Origin of the sequence: Rhodococcus koreensis (assembly GCF_017068375.1) — a bacterium.
GTDB lineage: Bacteria > Actinomycetota > Actinomycetes > Mycobacteriales > Mycobacteriaceae > Rhodococcus_F > Rhodococcus_F koreensis.
This window is the reverse complement of sequence record NZ_CP070609.1, coordinates 8,266,270-8,288,994: the sequence shown is the minus strand read 5'-3', so window position 1 is coordinate 8,288,994 and position 22,725 is coordinate 8,266,270. Positions and strand designations below refer to the sequence as shown.

Sequence of the window (22,725 nt, the reverse complement as noted above, 5' to 3'; positions counted from 1 at the left end):
CCGGCTGCCCCTCATCAGGTGTCGGCGATGGGCGTGATCACGTACGGCGCGCCGACGCCGACTGCTACCGGTAGCAGTATGAATCGGACGAGGCATCGCCGCCCTGGAGGCGAACCTGGTGCACCCGCAGACCCCGGAAGTCCTCGTCATGAGGGAAGAAGGCCTCGTCGATGGTCATTCCGCCGCGAGGATCGGCGTGCATCTCGGCCATCCAGGCACCAACCCCGTCCGGGTAGAACTGGTCGTCCCAGGCGCCGTAAAGGGAGTTGGTGACGTAGACCCGCCGACCATCACGGCTGATCTCGACCATCTGTGGGCCACCGGACAGCGACCGGTTCGGTGCCGCCGGATGAGTGCTGTGGCCCACGATCCCTCCGAGCCGGACGGACCCGGTCTCTATGGGGCTGGCTGGGTCGTGCACGTCGAACTGTTTGAGTTCCCCGATACCCCAGCACGAGACGTAGAGGAATTTGTCGTCGACCGACAGGTCGATATCGGTCACCAGCGGTGGCACCGCACCGAACGGTTTCAGCGCAGGCGGCAACAGGTCGGGATCGGCCGGCTCGGCCGGGATAGTGATCACCTTGTCCACCGCCCAGCTGTCCCTGTCGCGGTGCCAACGCCACACCGAGGCCGACAGATCCTCGGTCGAGATCACCACGCCGAGGAATCCCCACGTGGCCTCCGGGTCGTGCGACGGGCGCAGCTCGAGCGGCATCTGGTGCTGCGCGCCGAGGTCCACTCGTTGCTGGTGCTTGCCGGTGCCGAGGTCCCAGAAATGGATCGCGTGGCCGTACTTGTTCTCCAGCAACAGCTCCGGTACCAGCCCGTCCTCGATCATCGACGGCGTGCCCCACTCGCTGCTGATCAGTGTGTTCTGGTTGAGGTGCCACCAGGCGTCGTACGCGAGATATTGAGGCCCCCGGTCGGTCTCCCATTGCCGGAGCACACCGAATGTGGAGTGATCGAGCAGTGCGATCCCGCCCGGCCCGTCCGATTCGTCGGCACCGCCGAGGCAGGTCATGAACACGCCGTCCGGCCCGCAGTGCAACGTGTGTGGTCGGGAGTAACCGGCCTTGGCTGCGAGCTCGGCGCTGTCCACGATCTTGGCCAGCGTGGGCTGACGTGGATCGGGCTGAGTATCGAACACATACAGGTTGGACGAGCGCAGACCCGGCACGATCAGGTACCGGCGAGCCAACCCCTCCATGTGGTGACCCTCGTGTTTCAGCGCGCTGCTACAGGCGTTCCAGCCGAAGTGGTGCAACTCGTTGCCCCGATGGGGTACCTCGGTCCAGCCCACCACCCGGCCGTATGTGCCCGAGCCGGGATCCACGTCGATCACGCTCAGCGCATCGGGCTTCTCCGCTGCGCGATCGAACGCGACCACGTAGGCCAGTTGCTCCGGTGCGGCGGCGGCCGCCTCGGCTGCGCTGCGATAGAAGGTCGGGTCCATAGTTGGCTGACTCATCTCAGCCTCCTTCGTATCGATACGACGAGACCCGCTCATACCTCCTGCTACAAGTACCGCAACCCGCGCCCACGGGGTCGCAGCGATGAGAAAGGACGCACGGGCTCTCGGTGTACACCAAACCCGTCTGCGCGCACAAACACCCGCCCGTCTACCGCGTATCGGGACATGGATACCCACTAAGGATAGGAGAAGCGGACGACGGGCGGAACCGGCTCGACCCGGCAACTCCAGCACTTGCGGGAATCCCGCATAGATATGCAGTCATACACGGTCCGGTTCTGAAATCCCAGCATACTGGGATGTGCTCAGCCGGCGCAGTCCAGGTAGATCATCTGCCCACCGGCCGTGCCCGCGAGGCGGCTGCGGTGATGGACGAGAAAACAACTGGTGCAGGTGAATTCGTCTGCCTCCTCGGGAATCTCCCGTACCGGGAATACCTCGCCGAACAAGTCGGCCCCGGGCAGCTCGAAGGACTCCGCGGTGTCCGTCTCCTCGACGTCGACGACGGCCGACTGCGATTCGTTCCTTCTGGCCTCGAGCTGGTCGAGCGAGCGCTCGGATGGCTCGTCGTCGGTGTTGGTAACTCTGGGTGGTCGTAGTCGGTCGGCCGACCCGGGCGTCACACCCGCGAGTGCAGGTCTGCGGCGAGCTGTGTCACGGTCCCCGAGGCGCAGCTGCGGTTGTCGCCGACGCCGCCGGAGGCGCCTCGTTTCGCCCAGCCGACGACATACAGTCCGTCGAGCGGTTCGCCCGTCTCGAGAGAGATCACTCGTCCTCGGCGGTTGGGCACCAGCCCCCGCCCGTCGACGGGGATGCCGTCGATCTGCTTCGTCGTGAATCCGGTCGCGCATATCGCGGAGTCCGCGAGGAAGGTCCGACCGGTCGTCGTGGTGACGGCGACGCCGCCGGCCGCTGTCTTCCCGAGATCGGTCACCTCCTGTCCGAAGGACAACACCACGCGCAGCAGGCCCGCGGCGGTGGCGGTCGGGCCGTCTGCCGCCCAGATATCGGCAGCCGGCAGGGCGGCAAGGTCACGGAGCAACGGGGTGTCCGCAGCGGCGACCGGCCGGCGGCCGGAGCGGTCGATCAGCACCTCGGCATTCTCGAGGTCCAGAAGTTCGTAGAACGCCGACGGCGTGAAGGAGGCGCGATCGGGGGCCGATCGCGACAACACGACCACCTCCGTCACCGCTTCTGCCGCGGCACCTCGGTCGCGTGTCTTGGCCATCCATCGGACGACATCGAAGGCGACGTTTCCCGCCCCGATCACGATGGATCTCGGTCCCAGCGGCCCGCGCGGGCGAAAGCCGGACACCCCACAGTTCTCGGCCACCAGAATGTCGATGGCCTCATAGACACCCTCGCCGCGATCCGCAGTCGTAGGTCCGAGTCTGCGCGGTTGTGAAGCGCCACACGCGAGCACTACGGCGTCGAATCTGGTCCGGAGATCGTCGACCGAGACATCCACACCGACTTCTGTGTTGTGGATGATCGTGACGCGATCGTCGTTGAAGGGCACGTCGAAGAGCCGGATCATGTCGCGAACGCCGATGTGGTCCCGGGAGACACCCCGGCGCAGTAGGCCCCCGATCTCGCCGTGCTGTTCGAAGACGGTGATGCGTACCGAGGTCGATCGCCGGAGGAGTTCGCGAACGGTGTACATCGCCGCCGGCCCGGATCCAACGACGGCGATCCTCAGCCTGTCACTCGGCCTGCCCAGCGGTTGCTCGAAGCGGATCCGTCGCGACAGGGGCCGGGACTCGGGAGCCTGCTCGAAGAACTCTGCGTTGCGGGCCGCGTCGCGTCGTTCGGTGAGGGTCAACGTCCACTCGGGTTTGATGGCAGACGCCGGGCAGGCCTCGACGCAGGCAGTGCAATCGATACACGAGCGCGGGTCGATGAACAACGTCTCGGCCGACTCGAAACCCGCTTCACCCGGGGCGGGATGAATGCAGTTCTGCGGGCACACTCGCACGCACGAGGCATCCTTACAGCAATGCCCCAGGACAACGTGGGTCACAACGACTCCTGCTTGCTCAGAGAAGATTCGATTTTCGGTAGATCCATCGCGCGCCGAAATTCAGCAGCCCTTCTCTGCTCAGGAATTCGATAAACGGTTCTGCGGCCCTGCGGAACATTATCCGGTGGTGTTCGTTTGCGTCGATTTCCGCGCCCACGACCTTCCAATCCAGGCCGAGATCCTCGTACATTCGACGATTGATCAGGCTCTTCGCGATGAGATGCGTTCCCATCGCGATGACCAAGGTGCTGATAAACCGCCGGACGCGCGAAATCGTGATCAACCGAGTCCGGATTTTCTGACGCGCGTACGCCATGTGCCGGGCTTCCTCGATAACATGGATATAGCAAGCCCTGCGGATGGGCGCGGCAACGTCTTCGCTCGCCATCCAGTCGCGTTGCATGACGTCGAAGATCTCTTCTCCGGCCAGCACGATTCCGTACGCCACCTCGTCCCACGCGATGGTCCGAAACAGCCATCCGAAAAAATCCAGTGAGCGGTCGCGCCTATAGAAATGCGATCCGATGCTGTCGATGACGTTGACGAACATCAACGAGTGCAGATTCTCGTCGGCGCATTCATTGAACAGAAACTTGACGTCCGAGCGGGCGGGGTCCGCGCTGTGGCTCGCCCGCAGCAATGCCACCTGCAATCCCACCTCCAGCCAGATTCCGACGCCCAGGAACTGCGCAACCTCGCTTCTGGTGAGGCGGACGCGCTCCGGCTCGGTCATGGAGTCCCACGTAGCGGTGCCGAACAGAGGCGACCACTCAGGTGTCATCCCGTGAAATTCGACGCCACCTGAATCGGGTTCGCAAACTAGGGGGTCCCGCGGATCGAATGAGAGGCGCTTGGCCGATTCCAAGAGAGTCTCGAATATCGCATCGCTTCCGGATGTCGTCATCCTTTCTTTACTCCTATATTCCGTTCCAATCGAATCTCGAATCGATTAGAGCTAATGTGATTATCTCGGGCGCAAAAACTCACCTTGCGCTCTGTCTCAACTGTGTTCCGCCCGGCATTCGAGTCGGTTACAACAGCCATCGCAGCGTACCCCGCCACCGACTCGACGATCAGGTTGCGGCATCCACTGAATTGATCTCGAATGTTTCGGCGTTTTTCATGAGAATTCAAGTAACACGCAGTTGTTCTGGGAAACCATGGCGCTGACGCTCTTGAACGAGTCGACGCCGACCACCGCGCTCGCCGCAATCGCAATCGTGCTCGACTCCCAGATCATGTCATCGGCACATGGAGCCTGCGCCTGGAATTCGGAGCGATCGCCGCCCTCGGTGCAGCACTGGTCCGCAAGAGATCCGCGCTGCTCGCGTTCGCCACCCCAACCGGCCGATACCGACGCATCAGACCCGGAGTCGCCCGTGCTCACCGCCCCGGCGGTGCACCGGGACCGAGGTCGGCACCGGGTCGCACTGGGCATGGACGATCCGCGTCGGCAGCTCGTCCGTGAATCGCGCTCCGGTTAGAGGGTCGACGACGGCGTCGGGGCGCGGGGTTCGGAAGAACACGAACGATTTACCGCCCACCTGGGAGATGGGGTTGCCGCGAGGCCCGTATTCGACCTCGGCGTGAGGCATTCTCAGGGCGAGTTCGTGGACATCTTCGACCCGCGCGTGCCGCGGTTTCGCCGCCATCACAGCAGTGATGGTGTCATGTCCCGCTCCGAGTAGGCCACGGCATCGATCGTCATACCGTTCGGGCACCGAGAAAAGGGGCTCGGCGAGATGGTTCTCGCCGAGCCCCTCCGTCAACGGTGGTGGGTCGTCAGACCGTGAAACCGAGGGCGCGCAACTGCTCGCGGCCGTCCTCGGTGATCTTGTCGGGGCCCCACGGCGGGAGCCACACCCAGTTGATCTTCAATTCGTTGCACAGCCCGCTGCGCACGAGTGCACCGCGAGACTGGTCCTCTATGACGTCGGTCAGCGGGCACGCCGCCGACGTGAGGGTCATGTCGAGGGTCACGACGTCCTCGTCCTCGGTGATCCCGTACACCAGGCCGAGATCGACGACGTTGATGCCGAGTTCGGGATCGACGACGTCACGCATCGCCTCCTCGAGCTCCTCGAGGCGTTTCGGGTCGGTGATCGCACCCGATGCGGCGGGCGCGGATTCGCCGCCCTGGTCCGCCGGCGCCTGCTCCGGTGCGGCTGCGGCGTCCGCCTGCGGCGTCTGCGTCTCGCTCATGATGCCTGTCCTCCGATTCGAGCTGGTTCGCCGTCTGCTGTCGGAACGGCCGAATCCTGTTCGTCCACGACGCGGTCGTCCACTATCTGAACAACCGCGTCCTTGAATGCCATCCATCCCAGCAACGCGCACTTCACGCGGGCCGGGTACTTCGAGACGCCGACGAAGGCGATGCCGTCCCCGAGGACGTCCTCGTCACCCTCGACGGTACCGCGGCTGCTGACCATTTCGTTGAACGCGGCAACGGTCTGCAGCGCCTGCTCGACGGGCATCCCCACCACCTGATCGGTGAGCACCGACGTCGACGCCTGGCTGATGGAGCAGCCCTGGCCGTCGTACGACACATCCACCACCGTGCCGTCGTCGGCGAGTTGCACGCGCAACGTCACCTCGTCGCCGCACGTCGGGTTGACGTGATGGACTTCGGCGCCGAACGGTTCACGAAGGCCGCGGCCGTGGGGATGCTTGTAGTGGTCCAGGATCACTTCCTGGTACATCTGTTCCATTCTCATGCAGGAACCTCCCCGAAGAACTCCTGGGCACGCCGCACCGCCGCCGCAAGAGCGGCGACCTCGTCGACCGTGTTGTACAACGCGAACGACGCCCTCGCCGTGGCCGCGACACCGAAATGCCGGTGCAGGGGCCAGGCACAGTGATGGCCGACGCGGATGGCGACGCCCTCGTCGTCGAGGATCTGGCCGAGATCATGCGCGTGGATCCCGTCGACCACGAACGACACTGCCCCACCACGGTTCTCGGCGGTCGTGGGTCCGATGATGTGCACGCCGTCAATGGCGCCGAGCGCTGCCAGTGCCGCCTCGACCAGGGTGTGCTCGTGCGCGGCGACTGCGTCCATCCCGATCTCGTCGAGATACCGGACCGCGGCGCCGAGACCGACCACCTGCGAAGTCATCGGAACGCCGGCCTCGAACCGCTGCGGCGGCGGCGCGTAGGTGGTGCGTTCCATCGTGACGGTCTCGATCATCGAGCCGCCGGTGATGAACGGCGGCATCGCGTTCAGCAGTTCGCGGCGCCCGTACAGGACACCCACGCCGGACGGGCCGAGCATCTTGTGCCCGGAGAACGCCGCGTAGTCGACTCCGAGCGCGTGGAAGTCCACCGCCATGTGCGGGACGGACTGGCAGGCGTCGAGCACCACCAGTGCGCCGACCGCGCGGGCGCGGCGGACCAGTTCCTCGACCGGTGCCACCGCCCCGGTCACGTTGGACTGGTGGGTGAACGACACGACCTTGACGGCATCGGTCAGCTCGAGCGAGTCGAGATCGATGCGGCCGTCGTCGGTGACGCCGTACCAGCGCAACGTGGCACCGGTGCTGCGCGCAAGCTCCTGCCACGGCACCAGATTGGCGTGATGCTCGAGCTCGGTGATGACGATCTCGTCGCCGGGACCGAGGTGCCGTTCGAAGCGATCGTCGCCGAGGACGTGGGTGACGAGGTTGAGGGACTCCGTCGCGTTCTTGGTGAACACGAGTTCGTCGCTGTCGGCGCCGACGAACTCGGCGATCGCCGCACGCGCGTTCTCGTACGCGTCCGTGGCCTCTTCGGCGAGCTGGTGAGCGCCTCGGTGCACGGCGGCGTTACAGGTGGTGAGAAACTCCCTCTCGGCGTCGAGCACCTGATTCGGGCGCTGCGATGTGGCACCCGAATCGAGGTACACCAGCGGTTTTCCGTCGCGGACCGTACGCGCCAGGATCGGGAAGTCCTCCCGGATCCGGGTGACGTCGAATACGCGCACCGAGGTGGTCATCTGCGTTTATGCTCCTTGCGTTGCTGCAGCCTGGGTGAAGCGCTCGTAGCCGTTCGCCTCGAGCTCGTCGGCCAGTTCCGGCCCGCCCGACTCGACGACGCGACCGCCGACGAACACGTGGACGTACTCCGGCTTGATGTACCGGAGGATGCGCGTGTAGTGCGTGATCAGCAGGATTCCGCCGTGCTCGCGCTCCTTGTAGCGGTTCACACCCTCGGAGACGACGCGCAGGGCGTCGACGTCGAGTCCGGAGTCGGTCTCGTCGAGGATCGCGATCTTCGGCTTCAGCAGGCCGAGCTGCAGGATCTCGTGGCGCTTCTTCTCACCGCCGGAGAAACCTTCGTTGACACTGCGCTCGCCGAACGAGGGGTCGATGTCGAGTTCGGTCAGCGCCTCCTTGACCTCCTTCACCCAGTGGCGGAGCTTCGGGGCCTCGCCACGGACGGCGGTGGCCGCGGTGCGCAGGAAGTTCGACATCGAGACGCCGGGAACCTCGACGGGGTACTGCATCGCGAGGAACAGTCCCGCGCGGGCCCGCTCGTCGACGCTCATCTCGAGGACGTCCTCACCGTTGAGGGTGATGGACCCCGAGGTGATCTGGTACTTGGGGTGACCCGCGATGGCGTACGACAGCGTCGACTTGCCGGAACCGTTGGGCCCCATGATCGCGTGCGTCTCGCCGGACCGAACCGTCAGGTTCACACCCTTGAGGATGTTGATCGGTTCGGCGTTCTCGTCGGTGTTCGCGACGTCGACGTGCAGGTCCTTGATTTCCAGGACCGAGGTTTCGGGGGTGGAAGCGTCAGGGGTAGACATTGTGATCCTTCGAAGAAATGGGAAGTAATGGTCCGGCGGCGCGGCTCAGACGCCGACTGCGGCGAGTTCCGCCTCGACGGCAGCCTCGAGACGCTCGCGGATCTCGGCGACGGCGATCTTGTTGATGATCTCGTGGAAGAACCCGCGCACGACGAGTCGCCGTGCCGCGTCCTCGGGGATTCCGCGGGCGCGCAGGTAGAACAACTGCTCGTCGTCGAATCGACCCGTGGCGCTGGCGTGGCCGGCACCCACGATCTCGCCGGTCTCGATCTCCAGGTTCGGGACCGAGTCAGCGCGGGCACCGTCCGTGAGGACGAGGTTGCGGTTCAGCTCGAACGTGTCGGTGCCTTCGGCCGCCGCACGGATCAGCACGTCGCCGACCCACACGGTGTGGGCGTCGGGCTTCCCCGACTCCGGATCACCCTGCAGGGCGCCCTTGTAGACCACGTTGGACTTGCAGTGCGGCTGCGAGTGATCCACCAGCAGTCGCTGCTCGAAGTGCTGTCCCGCGTCGGCGAAGTACAGACCGAGCAGTTCGGCGTCGCCGCCGGGACCGTCGTATTTGACGGTCGCGGACAGGCGGACGAGGTCGCCGCCGAGGCTCACGGCGTTGTGCCGCAGGACCGCGTCCCGGCCGAGGCGCGCGTGATGCGACGCCACGTGCACGGTGTCGTCCGCCCAGTCCTGGACGGCGACGACGGTGAGGTGGGCGCTGTCGCCGAGCACGAATTCGACATTCTCGGCGAACGTGCCGCTGCCGCGCTGGTCGATGACGACGGTCGCCTTCGCGAACGCGTCGAGCCGGATCTGCAGGTGCCCGAAGGCGACCTTGCCCTCGCCCGGGCCCGTGATCGTGATGTTGATCGTCTCCGCGACCTCGACCTCGCGGCCGACGGTCACGACGGTCGCCGTCTCGAAACCCGAGTACGCCTGTGCGGCAACACGGTCGGCGGGAACGCCGGCCTTGCCCAGCCGGTCGTCGTCGCGGCCGACGGTCTCGACCTTCACGGAGTCCGGGCCTGCGACGTCGACGGTGGCCGTGCCGCTCGCCACGGCCGATCCGTCGTGCAGTCCGCGCAGACGGCGCAGCGGGGTGAACCGCCAGACCTCGTCACGACCACCGGGGATCTCGAACGCGTTGACGTCGAACGACGTGAAGACCTCGCCCTTGTTGGCGATCGGCGAGCCGGTGGACGTCCGCGCTATCCGCGGATTCTCGCCGGCGACGGCTCCCGTGACTCCGAGATTCTGGACACCAGTTTCTGGCGTGGTCACTAACCCACCGCCCCTTCCATCTGCAGTTCGATCAGGCGGTTCAGTTCCAGGGCGTACTCCATCGGGAGTTCCTTGGCGATCGGCTCGACGAAGCCGCGCACGACCGTGGCCATGGCCTCGTCCTCGGTGAGCCCGCGGCTCATCAGGTAGAACAGCTGGTCGTCGCTCACCTTCGACACGGTGGCCTCGTGACCCATGGTCACGTCGTCCTCCCGGATGTCGACGTAGGGGTAGGTGTCCGAGCGGCTGATCTGATCGACCAGCAGGGCGTCACACTTGACCGTCGACTTGGAGCCGTGGGCGCCCTTGTTGACCTGGACGAGTCCGCGGTAGGACGCGCGGCCGCCGCCGCGGGCCACCGACTTGCTGATGATGGTCGACGACGTGTGCGGCGCGAGGTGCAGCATCTTCGCACCGGTGTCCTGGTGCTGGCCCTCACCGGCGAATGCCACGGAGAGAACCTCGCCGCGGGCGTGCTCGCCCATCATCCAGACGGCCGGGTACTTCATGGTGACCTTGGAACCGATGTTGCCGTCGATCCACTCCATGGATCCGCCGGCCTCCACCTTGGTCCGCTTGGTGACCAGGTTGTAGACGTTGTTCGACCAGTTCTGGATGGTCGTGTAGCGGCAGTGGCCGCCCTTCTTCACGATGATCTCGACCACCGCGGAGTGCAGCGAGTCGGACTTGTAGATCGGTGCCGTGCAGCCCTCGACGTAGTGCACCGAGGCGCCCTCGTCGACGATGATCAGGGTCCGCTCGAACTGGCCCATGTTCTCCGTGTTGATGCGGAAGTAGGCCTGCAGCGGGATGTCGACGTGCACGCCCGGCGGGACGTAGATGAACGAGCCACCCGACCACACCGCGGTGTTCAGCGCGGAGAACTTGTTGTCGCCGGCCGGGATGACCGTGCCGAAGTACTCCCGGAACAGTTCGGGATGCTGCTTCAGACCCGTGTCGGTGTCGAGGAAGATGACGCCCTGCGACTCGAGGTCCTCACGGATCGAGTGGTAGACGACCTCCGACTCGTACTGCGCCGCGACACCGGCGACGAGGCGCTGCTTCTCGGCCTCGGGGATGCCCAGCTTGTCGTACGTGTTCTTGATGTCCTCGGGCAGGTCTTCCCAGCTCTCGGCCTGCTTCTCACTCGAGCGCACGAAGTACTTGATGTTGTCGAAGTGGATGCCTTCGAGGTCCGATCCCCAGTTCGGCATCGGCTTCTTGTCGAAGGTCTTCAGCGCACGCAGACGGATGTCGAGCATCCAGTCCGGTTCGCTCTTCTTCGCCGAGATGTCGCGCACGACGTCTTCGGACAGACCGCGCTGCGCACTGGCACCGGCCTCGTCGGAATCGGACCAGCCGTACCCGTAATGCCCGAGTGACGCGATGGTCTCTTCCTGCGTGAGCGGCTCGGCGTTGGCCGACGCAGTGGATGTCACCTGGTCTGATGTGACGGTCATGCGAGCTCCTTCCGGAGTCTTGTTACGAGACCGGCGAGGGCTGGTCGCCGGTGGAAAACAGGTTGCTGACTAGGGGATCTATCGGGATAGCGTTGCTATTTGGGGCCGGACGGTGGGACGAGTGGAACGTGGGTGGTGCAGGCGCAGTCGCCGTTCGCGATGGTCGCGAGCCGCTGGACGTGGGTGCCGAGCAGTTGGGCGAACGCGGCCTGCTCGGCTTCGCACAGTTCCGGGAATTCCTCGGCGACGTGCGAGACCGGGCAGTGGTGCTGGCAGATCTGCACGCCGTTGCCGACCGGGCGGGTCGAGGCCGCGAATCCGGCGGTGGTGAACGCGTCGGCGATGGCGTCGGCGGTGGTTTCGAGGCCTTCGGCGCTCTGATCCGCGGCCGGGGTGACGTCGCCGACGATCGCCTGCACTCGGCGGCGAGCGAATTCGGTGATCGCGGCGTCTCCCCCGACCTCCCGCAGTTGGCGCATGGCCGCGCCCGCGAGGTCGTCGTACGCGTGACCGAGTCTGCCGCGGCCTTTGGCAGTGATCTGGAAGTATTTGGCGGGCCGTCCCCGTCCGCGGTGACGCACGGCGACGGAGGACGCCTCGCGCGCCTCGCCGGATTCGAGGAGTGCGTCGAGATGGCGACGGACGCCTGCGGCGCTCAGGCCCAGGCGGGTTCCGATTTCCGACGCGGTGATGGGTCCCTCCTCGAGGAGGAGCTTCACGACGGCCGCGCGGGTGTGCCCTTCGTGGCCCACGGCGACGGGTGACGCGGTTGCGACAGGCGCCGCCGAAGGAGGCGCGTGAACTGCGCTTTCCTTCGCTGCACGTGGTGTCGTATCCGTTTTCACAACACCAGTGTGACGGAATTCCGATCGCAGGTCTACTAAGGGTGCCCTGCCTTACACCTGTGATTATGTGCCGCCCGGGCGCGGGAATACTGGCCGAACCGGCCGTGTTCGGCGCACCGCTACGCTGCCTGTGTGCCGCAGACCCCCGAGAACCCGGAGCCGACCCGCGCGGAGCCGACCTTGACGGCTCGCGCCGCTCTTCGACATCCGGCCGAGCTCGTCCGGCGGGCGCTGGGCATCGACGGACCCTCCCCCCGCTCGTCGGTGGCGGCCGCGCTGCACGGCGACGAACCGGAGACCGCAGGCCTGAACGGGCAGGAGACCGCGCAGCTCCGCGGCATCCGCCGGTTCGGCGCGACCGGCGCCGTCCTGATGGCCGTCGGCGCACTGGGCGCCGGCGCCCAACCGGTACTGCAGAACCCCGTCCAAGGGCTGCGCATCATCGGACTTCCCGCCCGGATCCCCAGCGTCGCGCTGACCCTCGCCATGACCGGCACGGTGATGATCGTGCTTGCGTGGCTGCTGCTCGGACGGTTCGCGATCGGCAGCCTGCAGTCGGGGGCCGTGCGCCGCCTCAACCGGTCCCAGCTCGACCGCACCCTGTTGCTGTGGATCATCCCGCTGTCCGTCGCGCCGCCGATGTTCAGCAAGGACGTGTACTCGTACCTCGCGCAGAGCGAGATCGCGGCCCGCGGGCTCGACCCCTACGCCATCGGTCCCGCGGGCGCTCTCGGCGTCGATCACGTCCTGACCCGCACCGTGCCGACGATCTGGCGGGACACACCGGCGCCGTACGGCCCACTGTTCCTCTGGATGGGTCGCGGGATCAGCTGGCTGACCGGCGAGAACATCGTCGCGGGAATCTTCCTGCACCGGCTGCTCGCGCTCGCCGGTGTGGCCATGATCGTGTGGGCGCTCCCCCGCCTTGCACGCCGCTGCGGCGTCGCCGAGGTCAGCGCCCTCTGGCTGGGCGCCGCCAACCCCCTGCTGCTGTTCCACCTGGTCGCCGGGATCCACAACGAGGCGCTGATGCTCGGCCTCATGCTGGCCGGGATCGAACTGGCGCTGCGGGCCGTCGAACGGGCGGATCCGATCCGCGGGCAGTCCCTTCTCCTGCTGCTGTCGGGGGCGGCGCTCATCGCCCTGTCGTCGACGATCAAGATCCCCTCCCTGCTCGCGCTGGGATTCGTCGGGATGGCGCTGGCCAGGCGATGGGGCGGAACCCCGAAAGCGGTGCTCACCGCGGCCGCACTGCTCGGCGGGGTGGCCCTGGTGGTCACCCTCGTCATCAGCACGTCCAGCGGGCTCGGCATCGGCTGGGTGCACACGCTCGGCACGGCGAACGCGGTCCGCAGCTGGATGTCGATTCCCACGCTCCTCGGGCTGGGCACCGGACTGGCCGGGGTTCTGCTGGGCCTCGGCGATCACACGACGGCGGTGCTGAGCCTGACCCGGCCGATCGCCGCCGTCGCTGCGGCGTTCATCACACTCCGGATGCTCGTCGCCACCCTCGTCGGCCGCATCCACGCGGTCGGCGCGCTCGGACTGTCCCTCGGCGCGGTCGTCCTGCTGTTCCCCGTGGTGCAGCCCTGGTATCTGCTGTGGGCGGTCCTGCCGCTCGCCGCCTGGGCCACTGCACCCGCGTTCCGGGTCCCCGCGATCGTCTTCTCGTCCATCGTCAGCGTCATCCTGATGCCGAACGGCGGCGAGTACCAGCCCTTCGTCATCGTCCAGGCCGCCATCGCCACCATCTTCACGGCGGGAACGCTGATCGTGATCACCCGCAACCGCCTGCCGTGGCGGGTCGGTCCGGGGCAGCAACAGGCCGTGCCGGAACCGCAGGATCCGCCCCGGGACGACGCCGGCGCGGAAAGCCGGGGCACCGGCCGGGTCACACCCGGCCAGGGCTTACGCTGATTCCCCGTGACCTCGCGAACGCCCGGATCGGCGCAACCTGCTGTACGCCTGGAAGGCGTGGTGAAGACCTTCGACGGTGTGAGGGCCGTCGACGGGCTCGATCTCACCGTCGAACCGGCACAGGTCGTGGCGTTGCTCGGTCCCAACGGCGCGGGTAAGACCACCACCGTCGAAATGTGTGAGGGTTTCGTCCGCCCCGACAGCGGCACCGTGCGCGTCCTCGGACTCGACCCCATCGCCGATGCCGGCGCCGTCCGGGCCCGGATCGGTGTGATGCTGCAGGGCGGCGGCGCGTACCCCGGTTCCCGCGCCGGCGAGATGCTCGACCTGGTCGCCGCCTACTCCGCCGACCCCCTCGACCCCGACTGGTTGCTGCGCAGCCTCGGCCTCGAGGAGGCGCGTCGCACCCCGTACCGCCGGCTGTCCGGCGGGCAGCAGCAACGCCTTTCCCTGGCCTGCGCGCTGGTCGGCCGCCCCGAACTGGTCTTCCTCGACGAACCCACCGCCGGGCTCGACGCCCAGGCCCGCCTGCTGGTGTGGGAACTGATCGACGCGCTGCGCCGCGACGGCGTCAGCGTGCTGCTGACGACGCATCTGATGGACGAGGCCGAGGAACTCGCGGACCGGCTCGTCATCATCGATCACGGGTCGATCGTCGCTGCCGGAACGCCCGCCGAGGTCACCAGCCGCGGCGCCGAAGGCCAGTTGCGGCTCACCGCGCCCGCCGGTCTCGACACCGGACCGCTCGCACGGACCCTCCCCGACGGCTTCCGGGTGGCCGAGTCCGGACCGGGGACCTACCTCGTCGAGGGGCCGATCGACCCGAAGGTGGTGGCCTCCGTCGCGTCGTGGTGCGCCGATCTGGACGCCCTGATCAGCGACATCCGCGTCGACCAGCGCAGCCTCGAGGACGTCTTCCTCGAACTCACCGGCCGGGAACTGAGGGGATGACGATGAGCACCAGTGACCGTCTGACGGAGAATCGTTTCGCCCCCGGCACGTTCACCCCCGATCCCCGCCCGAGCGGCGCGGCGGTCATGCTGCGGGCGCAGACCGCGCTCGAGCTGAAACTGCTCCTGCGTAACGGCGAACAGCTGCTCCTGACGATGTTCATCCCGATCACGCTGCTGATCGGGCTGTGCCTGCTGCCCATCGGCGACCTCGGAACGTCGCGCGTCGACAAGGTGGTGCCCGCCGTGATGATGGTGGCCGTGATGTCCACCGCGTTCACCGGGCAGGCGATCGCGGTCGGGTTCGACCGCCGGTACGGTGCCCTCAAACGGCTCGGCGCGACTCCCCTGCCCAAGTGGGGAATCATCGCCGGGAAGAGCGCCGCGGTGGTCATCGTCGTCGCCCTGCAATCCGTCCTCCTCGGCGTGATCGGGCTGGCTCTCGGCTGGCGTCCGAGTGCGTGGGGACTCGTCCTCGGCGCCGTGATCATCGCGCTGGGCACCGTGACGTTCGCGGCGATGGGCCTGCTGCTCGGCGGCACCCTCCGCGCCGACATCGTCCTCGCCCTCGCCAACATCCTGTGGTTCGTGATGGTCGGTGTCGGCAGTGTGGTGTTCGCCACCGGCGACCTCCCGTGGCTTCTCCACACCGGGGCCCGGCTGATTCCGTCCGGAGCGCTCGCGCACGCGCTGGACGCCGCACTGTCGGGTTCGGTGGACGTGCTCAGCGTCGTGGTCCTCGCCGTCTGGGGCGCGGCCGCGGGGGCCCTGGCCGCAAGGACGTTCCGATTCACGTGATCCGTCGACTCACGGCCCGCCGCGCGGGCACCGTTCTCGCTGTTCTGCTCGCCGTTCTCTGGGGTGGCGCGCTGCCCGCGGGCGCCGCACCGCAGTGGGGTCCGCCTGCGGCGCCGAATCCGTTCCTCGGACCCGCGGGCACGTCCACGATGCACGGCGACGCGGGGTCCACCGACGTGACGCCGCTGCCCGGTCCCGGCACCGGCCCGGTCACGCTGTCCGCGTACCCGCTCGTGTCCGCGTGCCCGACCCTCCTGCAGGGTTCCGACCGGCTCGTCGTCGCCCTGTGCACGTCCGTGGCCGGCCAGGTTCCCACCGTGCACCTGATCGACCCCGCGGCCCCGGCGGCGCCGTTCGGCGGCTCGCTCGCCACGTTCGCGCTGGCGAAGGGCAGCCTGCTCGGTGGCGTGTACGCGTTCCTCGACAACGACAACCGCCTGGTCGTCGTCGACGGCAACCGTCAGCTACTGCGCCTCGGACATTCGAAGGACCCCGCAGGCCAGTGGCGGATCACCGTCGACTCGCACGTCGATCTGTCCGGCAGTGTTCCCCAGGGCGACAACGTGACCGGGCTGACTCCGGACTGGCAGGGCAACGTCTGGTTCGCGACGGGCGGCGGTGTCGTCGGAGCCGTGGATCGCGGCGGTGTCGCGCACACCCTGCCGCTGGCCGCGGGCGAGCAGGTGCAGAACAGCATCTCCACCTCGCCGGCAGGCGCCGCGGTCGCGACCACGCACGCCCTGTACCAGTTCGCGCTCCGCGACGGCGAGGTCCGTCTGGATTGGCGCCGCGAGTACGACCGCGGACCGGACCGTAAGCCGGGGCAGCTGAGCCACGGCACGGGCTCCACCCCCACCTACTTCGGACCGTCCACCGGCAGCGATTTCGTCGCGATCGTCGACAACGCCGACCCGCAGGTGAATCTCCGGGTCTTCCGCGCCGATTCCGGCGACGAGATCTGCACCCTCCCGGTGCTCGGCAACCCGGGCGGCAGCGAGAACTCGCCGATCGGCATCGGCAACTCGGTGTACGTCGCCGGGACGTACGGCTACCCGTATCCCACCGTCCCGGACGGGGCGGGACCGGCCGTTCCGACGAACGCGCCCTTCACCGGCGGCATGACGCGGGTGGACATCGACCCGATCGGCTGCCACCAGGTGTGGAGCAACGACGTCCGCAGCGCCGCGGTCCCGCACCTGTCGACCGGCGACGGCCTGCTGTACACCGTGATCCGCCAGGGGTTCGACGTCACGACACCCCTGGACGGTTTCGCGTTCGCGGTGATCGACCCGTCCGACGGCTCCGTCGAGCACACCAGCCCACTCCCCGGCACCGCCGTCAACGACACCCTGCAGATGTCCGGACTCGTCACCGATACCGGCGACTTCTGGCAGGGCACGGTGACCGGCATCCTGCGCATTCGCGGCGAGTAGCACGAAGTCGGCTGCGCCGCCACCGGCCCAACGACACGCTGTAGTTGACCGCCCTCTACCATCGATGCCGTGCTGTATCGCGGGTTTCTGAGCCTGGTAGACCGTCTCCCCCTTCCGTCGCTGACCGTGCAGCGTGTCATCGCGTTCGCGGTGATCCTCACGCAGGGCGGCATCGCCGTCACCGGGGCCGTCGTCCGGGTGACGGCCTCCGGCCTCGGCTGCCCCACGTGGCCGCAGTGCTTCCCCGGCAGCTTCGTGCCGGTCGGGCACGGCGAGGTCGCCGTCGTCCACCAGGCGGTCGAATTCGGCAACCGGCTGCTGACGTTCGTCGTCGTCGTGGCCGCGGCCCTGATCGTCCTCGCGGTCACCCGCGCGCGCCGCCGCAAAGAGGTCCTCGTCTACGCGTGGATGATGCCTCTCGGCACCGTCGTGCAGGCCGTCATCGGCGGTGTCACGGTGCTCACCGGACTGCTGTGGTGGACGGTCGCGGTGCACCTGCTCGCATCCATGGCGATGGTGTGGCTGGCGACCGTGATGTACGCGAAGATCTGCGAACCGGACGACGCCCCGGCGATCGACGTGATCCCGGCACCGCTGCGCTGGCTCACCGCGCTGTCGGCGGTCGCGCTGGCCGGGGTCCTCGCCGCCGGAACGCTGGTCACGGGTGCGGGACCGCACGCGGGAGACAAGAGTCTCGACCGCGTGGTTCCCCGCCTCGAGGTGGAAATCGTCACGCTCGTGCACCTGCATGCGCAACTGCTCGTGGGTTATCTGGCGTTGCTGGTCGGCCTGTGCTTCGGTCTGTACGCCGTCGGCGCCGGCCGCGCGGTGAAGGTCCGGGTGCAGGTTCTGCTCGCGCTGGTGGTGGCGCAGGCGCTGATCGGGCTGGTCCAGTTCTTCACGGACGTTCCCGCCGCCCTGGTGGCGTTCCACGTCGCGGGGGCCGGGCTGTGCACCGCGGCCACCGCGGCGGTGTGGGCCGCGGGACGCACCCGCGAGTACGTCACGCAGCCCGACACCGCGAGCGTCTAGCGCTCGTTGCGGGCCTTCGGGAACCGGGTCTGCCGCGCGACCCAGCCGGCCATCTTCTGGATGTGACCCTTGCGGGGCGTGACGATGCTGGTGATCGCGCGGTCCCACTCCGAGACGGTGACGGCGTCGAGCGAGGCGACGACGGCGTTCGCGGTGGCGAGATCCTCGACGACCTGGTCACCGAGGATGCCGTCGGCTCCGACGAGGGTGATCCGGACGCCGGCGAGCCCGATGGGCTGGATGACGGCGCTGGCCGAACCGCCGTGCTCGGCGACGAACTTCTTGATCGCGTCGACCGTGTGGGACGGCAGCGAAGGCGCCGGGCTCGAGGGGGCCTGTTCCGCATGGGTGTCGGTACTCATGGTCCGAGAATACTGGGCGGTAGTCGTGCCGTGTCCGCCAGGCTCCGTGCGGCGGGCCGCGCCGTGTAGAACTGAAACCATGCGCGCTATACAGGTTTCCCGTCTCGGTGGTCCCGACGTCCTCGAACTGGTAGAGGTTCCCGAACCCGAGATCGGAGCGACGGATCTGCTCGTTCGTACCGACGCGATCGGCATCAACTTCATCGACACGTACTTCCGGACGGGGCTGTATCCGCGGCCGCTGCCCTACGTTCCCGGCGACGAGGGCTCCGGCGTCGTGGAGGCCGTCGGCGGCGATGTTGCGGATTTCGCGCCCGGCGACCGGGTGGCCTGGTGCGCCGCTCCCGGCAGCTACGCGGAGAAGGTGGCCGTGCCCGCGGCGGCCGCGATCGCCGTCCCCGACTCCGTGCCCGCCCCGCAGGCCGCCTCTGCGCTGCTGCAGGGCATGACCGCCCACTACCTGGCCCACTCCACGTACCCAATCCAGTCCGGCGACACCGTCCTCGTCCACGCCGGGGCGGGCGGAGTCGGTCTGATCCTCACCCAGATGGCGACGACGCTGGGCGCCCGGGTGATCACCACGGTGTCCTCCGACGCGAAGGAGCAGCTGTCCCGTGACGCCGGAGCCCACGAGGTGCTGCGCTACGACGACGACATCGCGGCCCGGGTGCGGGAACTGACCGACGGCGAGGGCGTCGCAGCCGCGTACGACGGTGTCGGCGCGTCCACGTTCGAGGCCAGTCTCGCGTCGGTGCGGATCCGGGGAACGGTCGCGCTGTTCGGTGCGGCGAGCGGGCCGGTGCCGCCGTTCGATCCGCAGCGACTGAACCCGGCAGGTTCGCTGTTCCTCACCCGGCCGACGCTCGCGCACCACGTCCGCAACCGGGAGGAACTGACGTGGCGGGCGGGAGACGTGTTCGCCGCCCTCGCCGACGGTGCACTCACGGTCCGGGTGGGAGCGGAGTACCCGCTCGAGCGGGCGGAGGAGGCGCACCGCGACCTCGAGGCGCGGGCGACGACGGGATCGATCGTGCTGGTGCCCTGAGACGAAGCGGGGTCAGCTCAGCAGGCTGCCGACGGTCTGCAGTCCCAGCACCGAGTCGACGGCGAGCCCGACGAAGACGATGGCCAGGTAGTTGTTGGACTGCAGGAACAGGCGGAGCGGTTTCACGGCCGCTCCGCCGCGGACGCTGCGGTACAGCTGATGGGCCATGAGCAGGAACCAGGCGCCGGCGACGAGGGTCACGGCCGCGTACACGACTCCGGCGGCGGGGACGAGCACCAGCGACGTGATCACCATCGCCCAGCTGTACAGCAGGATCTGCTTGGTGACGTGCTCCTCCGTGGCGATCACCGGCAGCATCGGGACACCGGCCGCCTTGTAGTCCTCCTTGTAGCGCATCGCGAGCGCCCAGGTGTGCGGCGGCGTCCAGAAGAAGATGACCAGGAACAGCACGATGGGCTGCCAGCTCAGCGATCCGGTGACCGCCGACCAGCCGACCATGACGGGCATGCAGCCCGCGGCGCCGCCCCAGACGACGTTCTGCCAGGTCCGGCGCTTGAGCACCATCGTGTACACGAGCACGTAGAACGCGATGGTCAGGACGACCAGACACCCGGCGAGCAGGTTCGCCCGCCACCACAACCACAGGAACGACGCGACCCCGAGGGTCATGCCGAACACGAACGCGTGCGACGTCGGAACCGCGTCGCGGGCCAGCGGCCGCCGCGCGGTGCGCTTCATGACCTTGTCGATGTCGGCGTCGACGACGCAGTTGAGGGAGTTTGCGCTCGCCGCACCCATCCATCCGCCGAACAGCGTGCTGAGGATCAGCAGGATGTCGACGTTGCCGCGGTCGGCCAGCAGCATCGCCGGGATGGTCGCGACCAGCAGCAGTTCGATCACCCGCGGCTTGGTCAACGCGATGTAGGCCAAGACCTTGCCCGTGACGCGACCCAGCACCGTGTCGGTGCCGGTCGCGCGGGGGGCGGGGCTGGGGCTGCCGAAGCCGTGTCCGCTCGGCTGATGCCCTGTCCGCACGTTCTCTCCTCGCACCACGCGTAATTCCACATCCGAATGCCGGTGCCTGCTCCCGAAGTCCTTCGCGACGGCCGGCCGTTCTACTACAAACGATGGTAGACCGCCGTAATGCGCGAACCGAATCGACCCGGATACGACCGCGCACTAGGCTGGAGTCGCACAAGAGGCCCACGCATCCTCAGGCTCCACGTTCACCCATGTCAGGAGACTTCTGCCCGTGTCGATCACAGACGACATCCACGTCCTCACGCAACCGGTTCATCCCGCCGACTGGACCGAACTGGACACCAAGGCCGTCGACACCATCCGGGTGCTCGCCGCCGATGCAGTGCAGAAGGTGGGCAACGGCCACCCCGGCACGGCCATGAGCCTGGCCCCCCTCGCCTACACCCTGTTCCAGCGCGTCATGCGTCACGACCCCACCGACGCCGACTGGATCGGCCGCGACCGGTTCGTGCTGTCCTGTGGACACTCCAGCCTCACCCTCTACATTCAGCTGTACCTCGCCGGTTACGGGCTGGAACTCGAAGACCTGGAAGCACTGCGCACCTGGGGCTCGAAGACCCCCGGCCACCCCGAGCACGGCCACACCCGCGGCGTCGAGATCACCACCGGGCCGCTGGGTCAGGGTCTGGCCTCCGCCGTCGGCATGGCCATGGCCGCCCGCCGTGAGCGCGGCCTGTTCGATCCCGAGCCCGCGCTCGGCGACAGCCCGTTCGATCACCACATCTACGTGATCGCCTCCGACGGCGACATCGAGGAAGGCGTCACCTCCGAGGCGTCGTCCATCGCCGGTGTGCAGCAGCTCGGCAACCTGACGCTGATCTACGACGACAACAAGATCTCCATCGAGGACGACACCGCCATCGCGCTGTCCGAGGACACCGCCGCCCGCTACGAGGCGTACGGCTGGCACGTGCAGATCGTCGAGGGTGGCGAGAACGTCGTCGCCATCGAGGAGGCCCTGAACAAGGCCCGCGAGGTCACCGACAAGCCGTCGCTGGTCCTGCTCCGGACGATCATCGGCTACCCGGCACCGAACAAGATGAACACGGGCGCAGCGCACGGCGCCGCCCTGGGCGCCGACGAGGTCGCCGCCGTCAAGAAGGCGCTCGGCTTCGATCCGGACAAGACGTTCGAGGTTGCCGACGAGGTCATCGCGCACACCCGCAAGGTCGTCGAGCGCGGTGCGCAGGCGCACAAGGAATGGCAGGCCCAGTACGACGAGTGGGCGCAGCGCGCCCCGGAGGGCAAGAAACTCCTCGACCGCCTGATCGGACGCGACCTGCCCGCCGGCTGGGCCGACGTGCTGCCGATGTGGGAGCCCGACGCGAAGGGTCTCGCCACCCGGAAGGCGTCCGCCGCCGTCCTGAACGCCGTCGGACCGGTGCTGCCCGAGCTGTGGGGCGGCTCCGCCGACCTCGCGGAGAGCAACAACACCACCATCAAGGGCGCCGACTCGTTCGGTCCCAAGTCCATTTCCACCAGCATGTGGAACGCGGAACCCTACGGTCGCACCCTGCACTTCGGTGTCCGCGAGCACGCCATGGGCTCGATCCTCAACGGCATCGCCCTGCACGGTCCGACCCGCCCCTACGGCGGCACGTTCCTCGTCTTCAGCGACTACATGCGTCCCGCCGTCCGGCTGGCCGCGATCATGAAGACCGCGGTCACCTACGTGTGGACGCACGACTCCATCGGACTCGGCGAGGACGGTCCCACCCACCAGCCGATCGAGCACCTCGCGGCGCTGCGCGCCATCCCCGGCCTGTACGTCGTGCGGCCCGGCGACGCCAACGAGACCGCGCACGCGTGGCGCGCCGTTCTCGAGAAGGGCGCCGAAGAGGCCACCCGCGCTCCCGCCGGTCTCGCCCTGACCCGCCAGGACCTGCCGGTCCTCGAGGGCACCAGCTACGAGGGTGTCTCCCGCGGCGGTTACGTCCTCGCCGACGCGTCCGCCGGGGCACCGGAGGTCGTGCTCATCGGCACCGGCTCCGAGCTGCAGCTGGCCGTCGCCGCCCGCGAGGCGCTCGAGGCCGAGGGCATCCCCACCCGGGTCGTGTCCATGCCCTGCGTCGAGTGGTTCGACGCCCAGGACCAGGCCTACCGCGACGGCGTGCTGCCCCCGACCGTCAAGGCGCGGGTCGCCGTCGAGGCCGGCATCTCGATGCCGTGGTACCGCTTCGTCGGTGACGCAGGCGAAATCATCTCCATCGAGCATTTCGGCGCCTCCGCCGACCACAAGACCCTGTTCCGCGAGTTCGGCTTCACCGCCGAAGCCGTCACCGCCGCCGCACAGCGCTCGCTCGCACGCGTGAAGGGATAGAACGCC

The 22,725-nt window shown here is 67.9% G+C and carries 20 protein-coding genes and 2 pseudogenes; 7 read left to right on the top strand and 15 right to left on the bottom strand.

What is annotated here, in order from left to right:
• Positions 1-64: 64 nt before the first annotated feature.
• From JWS14_RS37715 to JWS14_RS37655, 13 genes and pseudogenes are all read right to left on the bottom strand, one after another.
• Complete coding sequence (locus tag JWS14_RS37715) at positions 65-1,471, bottom strand: selenium-binding protein SBP56-related protein (RefSeq protein WP_206015432.1); 1,407 nt, start codon at positions 1,469-1,471, stop codon at positions 65-67.
• Positions 1,472-1,779: 308 nt separating this feature from the next.
• A pseudogene (locus JWS14_RS37710) lies at positions 1,780-2,078 on the bottom strand (DUF4193 domain-containing protein); the annotation flags it as partial.
• Positions 2,079-2,093: 15 nt separating this feature from the next.
• The gene (locus JWS14_RS37705) at positions 2,094-3,494 is read right to left on the bottom strand and encodes an FAD/NAD(P)-binding protein (RefSeq protein ID WP_206015431.1); all 1,401 of its coding nucleotides are present in this window, start codon (positions 3,492-3,494) and stop codon (positions 2,094-2,096) included.
• A 16-nt stretch (positions 3,495-3,510) separates the two neighbouring features.
• Positions 3,511-4,398 carry an AurF N-oxygenase family protein gene (locus tag JWS14_RS37700; RefSeq protein ID WP_072942073.1) on the bottom strand — a complete coding sequence of 296 codons (888 nt, stop codon included), beginning with the start codon at positions 4,396-4,398 and terminating at the stop codon, positions 3,511-3,513.
• Positions 4,399-4,614: 216 nt separating this feature from the next.
• Positions 4,615-4,881 (bottom strand): hypothetical protein, encoded by a 267-nt coding sequence (locus JWS14_RS37695; protein ID WP_167372157.1) that lies wholly within the window; start codon positions 4,879-4,881, stop codon positions 4,615-4,617.
• A 73-nt stretch (positions 4,882-4,954) separates the two neighbouring features.
• Positions 4,955-5,146, bottom strand: a pseudogene (locus JWS14_RS37690) (hypothetical protein); the annotation flags it as partial.
• Between the two features lie 130 nt (positions 5,147-5,276).
• Entirely contained in the window at positions 5,277-5,696 is a 420-nt protein-coding gene (locus JWS14_RS37685; RefSeq protein WP_072942075.1) for a metal-sulfur cluster assembly factor, read from the bottom strand.
• On the bottom strand, positions 5,693-6,208 hold the full coding sequence (sufU, locus tag JWS14_RS37680; protein ID WP_072942076.1) for a Fe-S cluster assembly sulfur transfer protein SufU: 516 nt from the start codon (positions 6,206-6,208) through the stop codon (positions 5,693-5,695). Before sufU ends, JWS14_RS37685 begins: the two co-directional genes overlap by 4 nt.
• Complete coding sequence (locus JWS14_RS37675) at positions 6,205-7,464, bottom strand: cysteine desulfurase (RefSeq protein WP_206015430.1); 1,260 nt, start codon at positions 7,462-7,464, stop codon at positions 6,205-6,207. The genes sufU and JWS14_RS37675 overlap by 4 nt, the downstream gene beginning before the upstream one ends.
• 6 nt (positions 7,465-7,470) lie before the next feature.
• A complete protein-coding gene (gene sufC, locus JWS14_RS37670) occupies positions 7,471-8,280 on the bottom strand; it encodes a Fe-S cluster assembly ATPase SufC (protein WP_072942079.1) in 810 nt (269 codons plus the stop codon).
• Between the two features lie 45 nt (positions 8,281-8,325).
• Positions 8,326-9,555, bottom strand: coding sequence for a Fe-S cluster assembly protein SufD (gene sufD / locus JWS14_RS37665; RefSeq protein ID WP_095860612.1), 1,230 nt, complete (start codon positions 9,553-9,555; stop codon positions 8,326-8,328).
• Positions 9,555-11,015: a Fe-S cluster assembly protein SufB gene (gene sufB / locus JWS14_RS37660; protein ID WP_072942082.1), complete on the bottom strand. Its 1,461-nt coding sequence runs from the start codon at positions 11,013-11,015 to the stop codon at positions 9,555-9,557. The genes sufD and sufB overlap by 1 nt, the downstream gene beginning before the upstream one ends.
• Positions 11,016-11,110: 95 nt before the next feature.
• Positions 11,111-11,860: a helix-turn-helix transcriptional regulator gene (locus JWS14_RS37655; RefSeq protein ID WP_275957901.1), complete on the bottom strand. Its 750-nt coding sequence runs from the start codon at positions 11,858-11,860 to the stop codon at positions 11,111-11,113.
• Between the two features lie 132 nt (positions 11,861-11,992).
• Here JWS14_RS37655 and mptB point away from each other — a divergent pair, with 132 nt between their 5' ends.
• The 5 genes from mptB to JWS14_RS37630 all read left to right on the top strand — a co-directional run bounded on the left by mptB (position 11,993) and on the right by JWS14_RS37630 (position 17,990).
• The gene (gene mptB / locus JWS14_RS37650) at positions 11,993-13,777 is read left to right on the top strand and encodes a polyprenol phosphomannose-dependent alpha 1,6 mannosyltransferase MptB (protein ID WP_072942085.1); all 1,785 of its coding nucleotides are present in this window, start codon (positions 11,993-11,995) and stop codon (positions 13,775-13,777) included.
• Positions 13,778-13,783: 6 nt separating this feature from the next.
• On the top strand, positions 13,784-14,728 hold the full coding sequence (locus JWS14_RS37645; protein ID WP_072942087.1) for an ABC transporter ATP-binding protein: 945 nt from the start codon (positions 13,784-13,786) through the stop codon (positions 14,726-14,728).
• Entirely contained in the window at positions 14,725-15,525 is an 801-nt protein-coding gene (locus JWS14_RS37640; protein WP_072942088.1) for an ABC transporter permease, read from the top strand. The genes JWS14_RS37645 and JWS14_RS37640 overlap by 4 nt, the downstream gene beginning before the upstream one ends.
• Positions 15,522-16,958 carry a hypothetical protein gene (locus JWS14_RS37635; RefSeq protein WP_206015429.1) on the top strand — a complete coding sequence of 479 codons (1,437 nt, stop codon included), beginning with the start codon at positions 15,522-15,524 and terminating at the stop codon, positions 16,956-16,958. The genes JWS14_RS37640 and JWS14_RS37635 overlap by 4 nt, the downstream gene beginning before the upstream one ends.
• Before the next feature lie 69 nt (positions 16,959-17,027).
• A complete protein-coding gene (locus tag JWS14_RS37630) occupies positions 17,028-17,990 on the top strand; it encodes a COX15/CtaA family protein (RefSeq protein WP_072942092.1) in 963 nt (320 codons plus the stop codon).
• Here JWS14_RS37630 and JWS14_RS37625 read toward each other — a convergent pair.
• Positions 17,987-18,352, bottom strand: a complete 366-nt coding sequence (locus JWS14_RS37625) for a hypothetical protein (RefSeq protein WP_072942093.1) — start codon at positions 18,350-18,352, stop codon at positions 17,987-17,989. The genes JWS14_RS37630 and JWS14_RS37625 overlap by 4 nt on opposite strands.
• Positions 18,353-18,431: 79 nt before the next feature.
• Between JWS14_RS37625 and JWS14_RS37620 the strand changes: the two genes are divergently transcribed.
• Complete coding sequence (locus JWS14_RS37620; protein ID WP_072942095.1) at positions 18,432-19,397, top strand: quinone oxidoreductase family protein; 966 nt, start codon at positions 18,432-18,434, stop codon at positions 19,395-19,397.
• 12 nt (positions 19,398-19,409) lie between these two features.
• Here JWS14_RS37620 and JWS14_RS37615 read toward each other — a convergent pair whose 3' ends face one another.
• Positions 19,410-20,393: a heme o synthase gene (locus JWS14_RS37615; protein WP_072942445.1), complete on the bottom strand. Its 984-nt coding sequence runs from the start codon at positions 20,391-20,393 to the stop codon at positions 19,410-19,412.
• Positions 20,394-20,610: 217 nt separating this feature from the next.
• Here JWS14_RS37615 and tkt point away from each other — a divergent pair, with 217 nt between their 5' ends.
• Positions 20,611-22,719 carry a transketolase gene (gene tkt / locus JWS14_RS37610; protein ID WP_206015428.1) on the top strand — a complete coding sequence of 703 codons (2,109 nt, stop codon included), beginning with the start codon at positions 20,611-20,613 and terminating at the stop codon, positions 22,717-22,719.
• Positions 22,720-22,725: the final 6 nt, after the last annotated feature.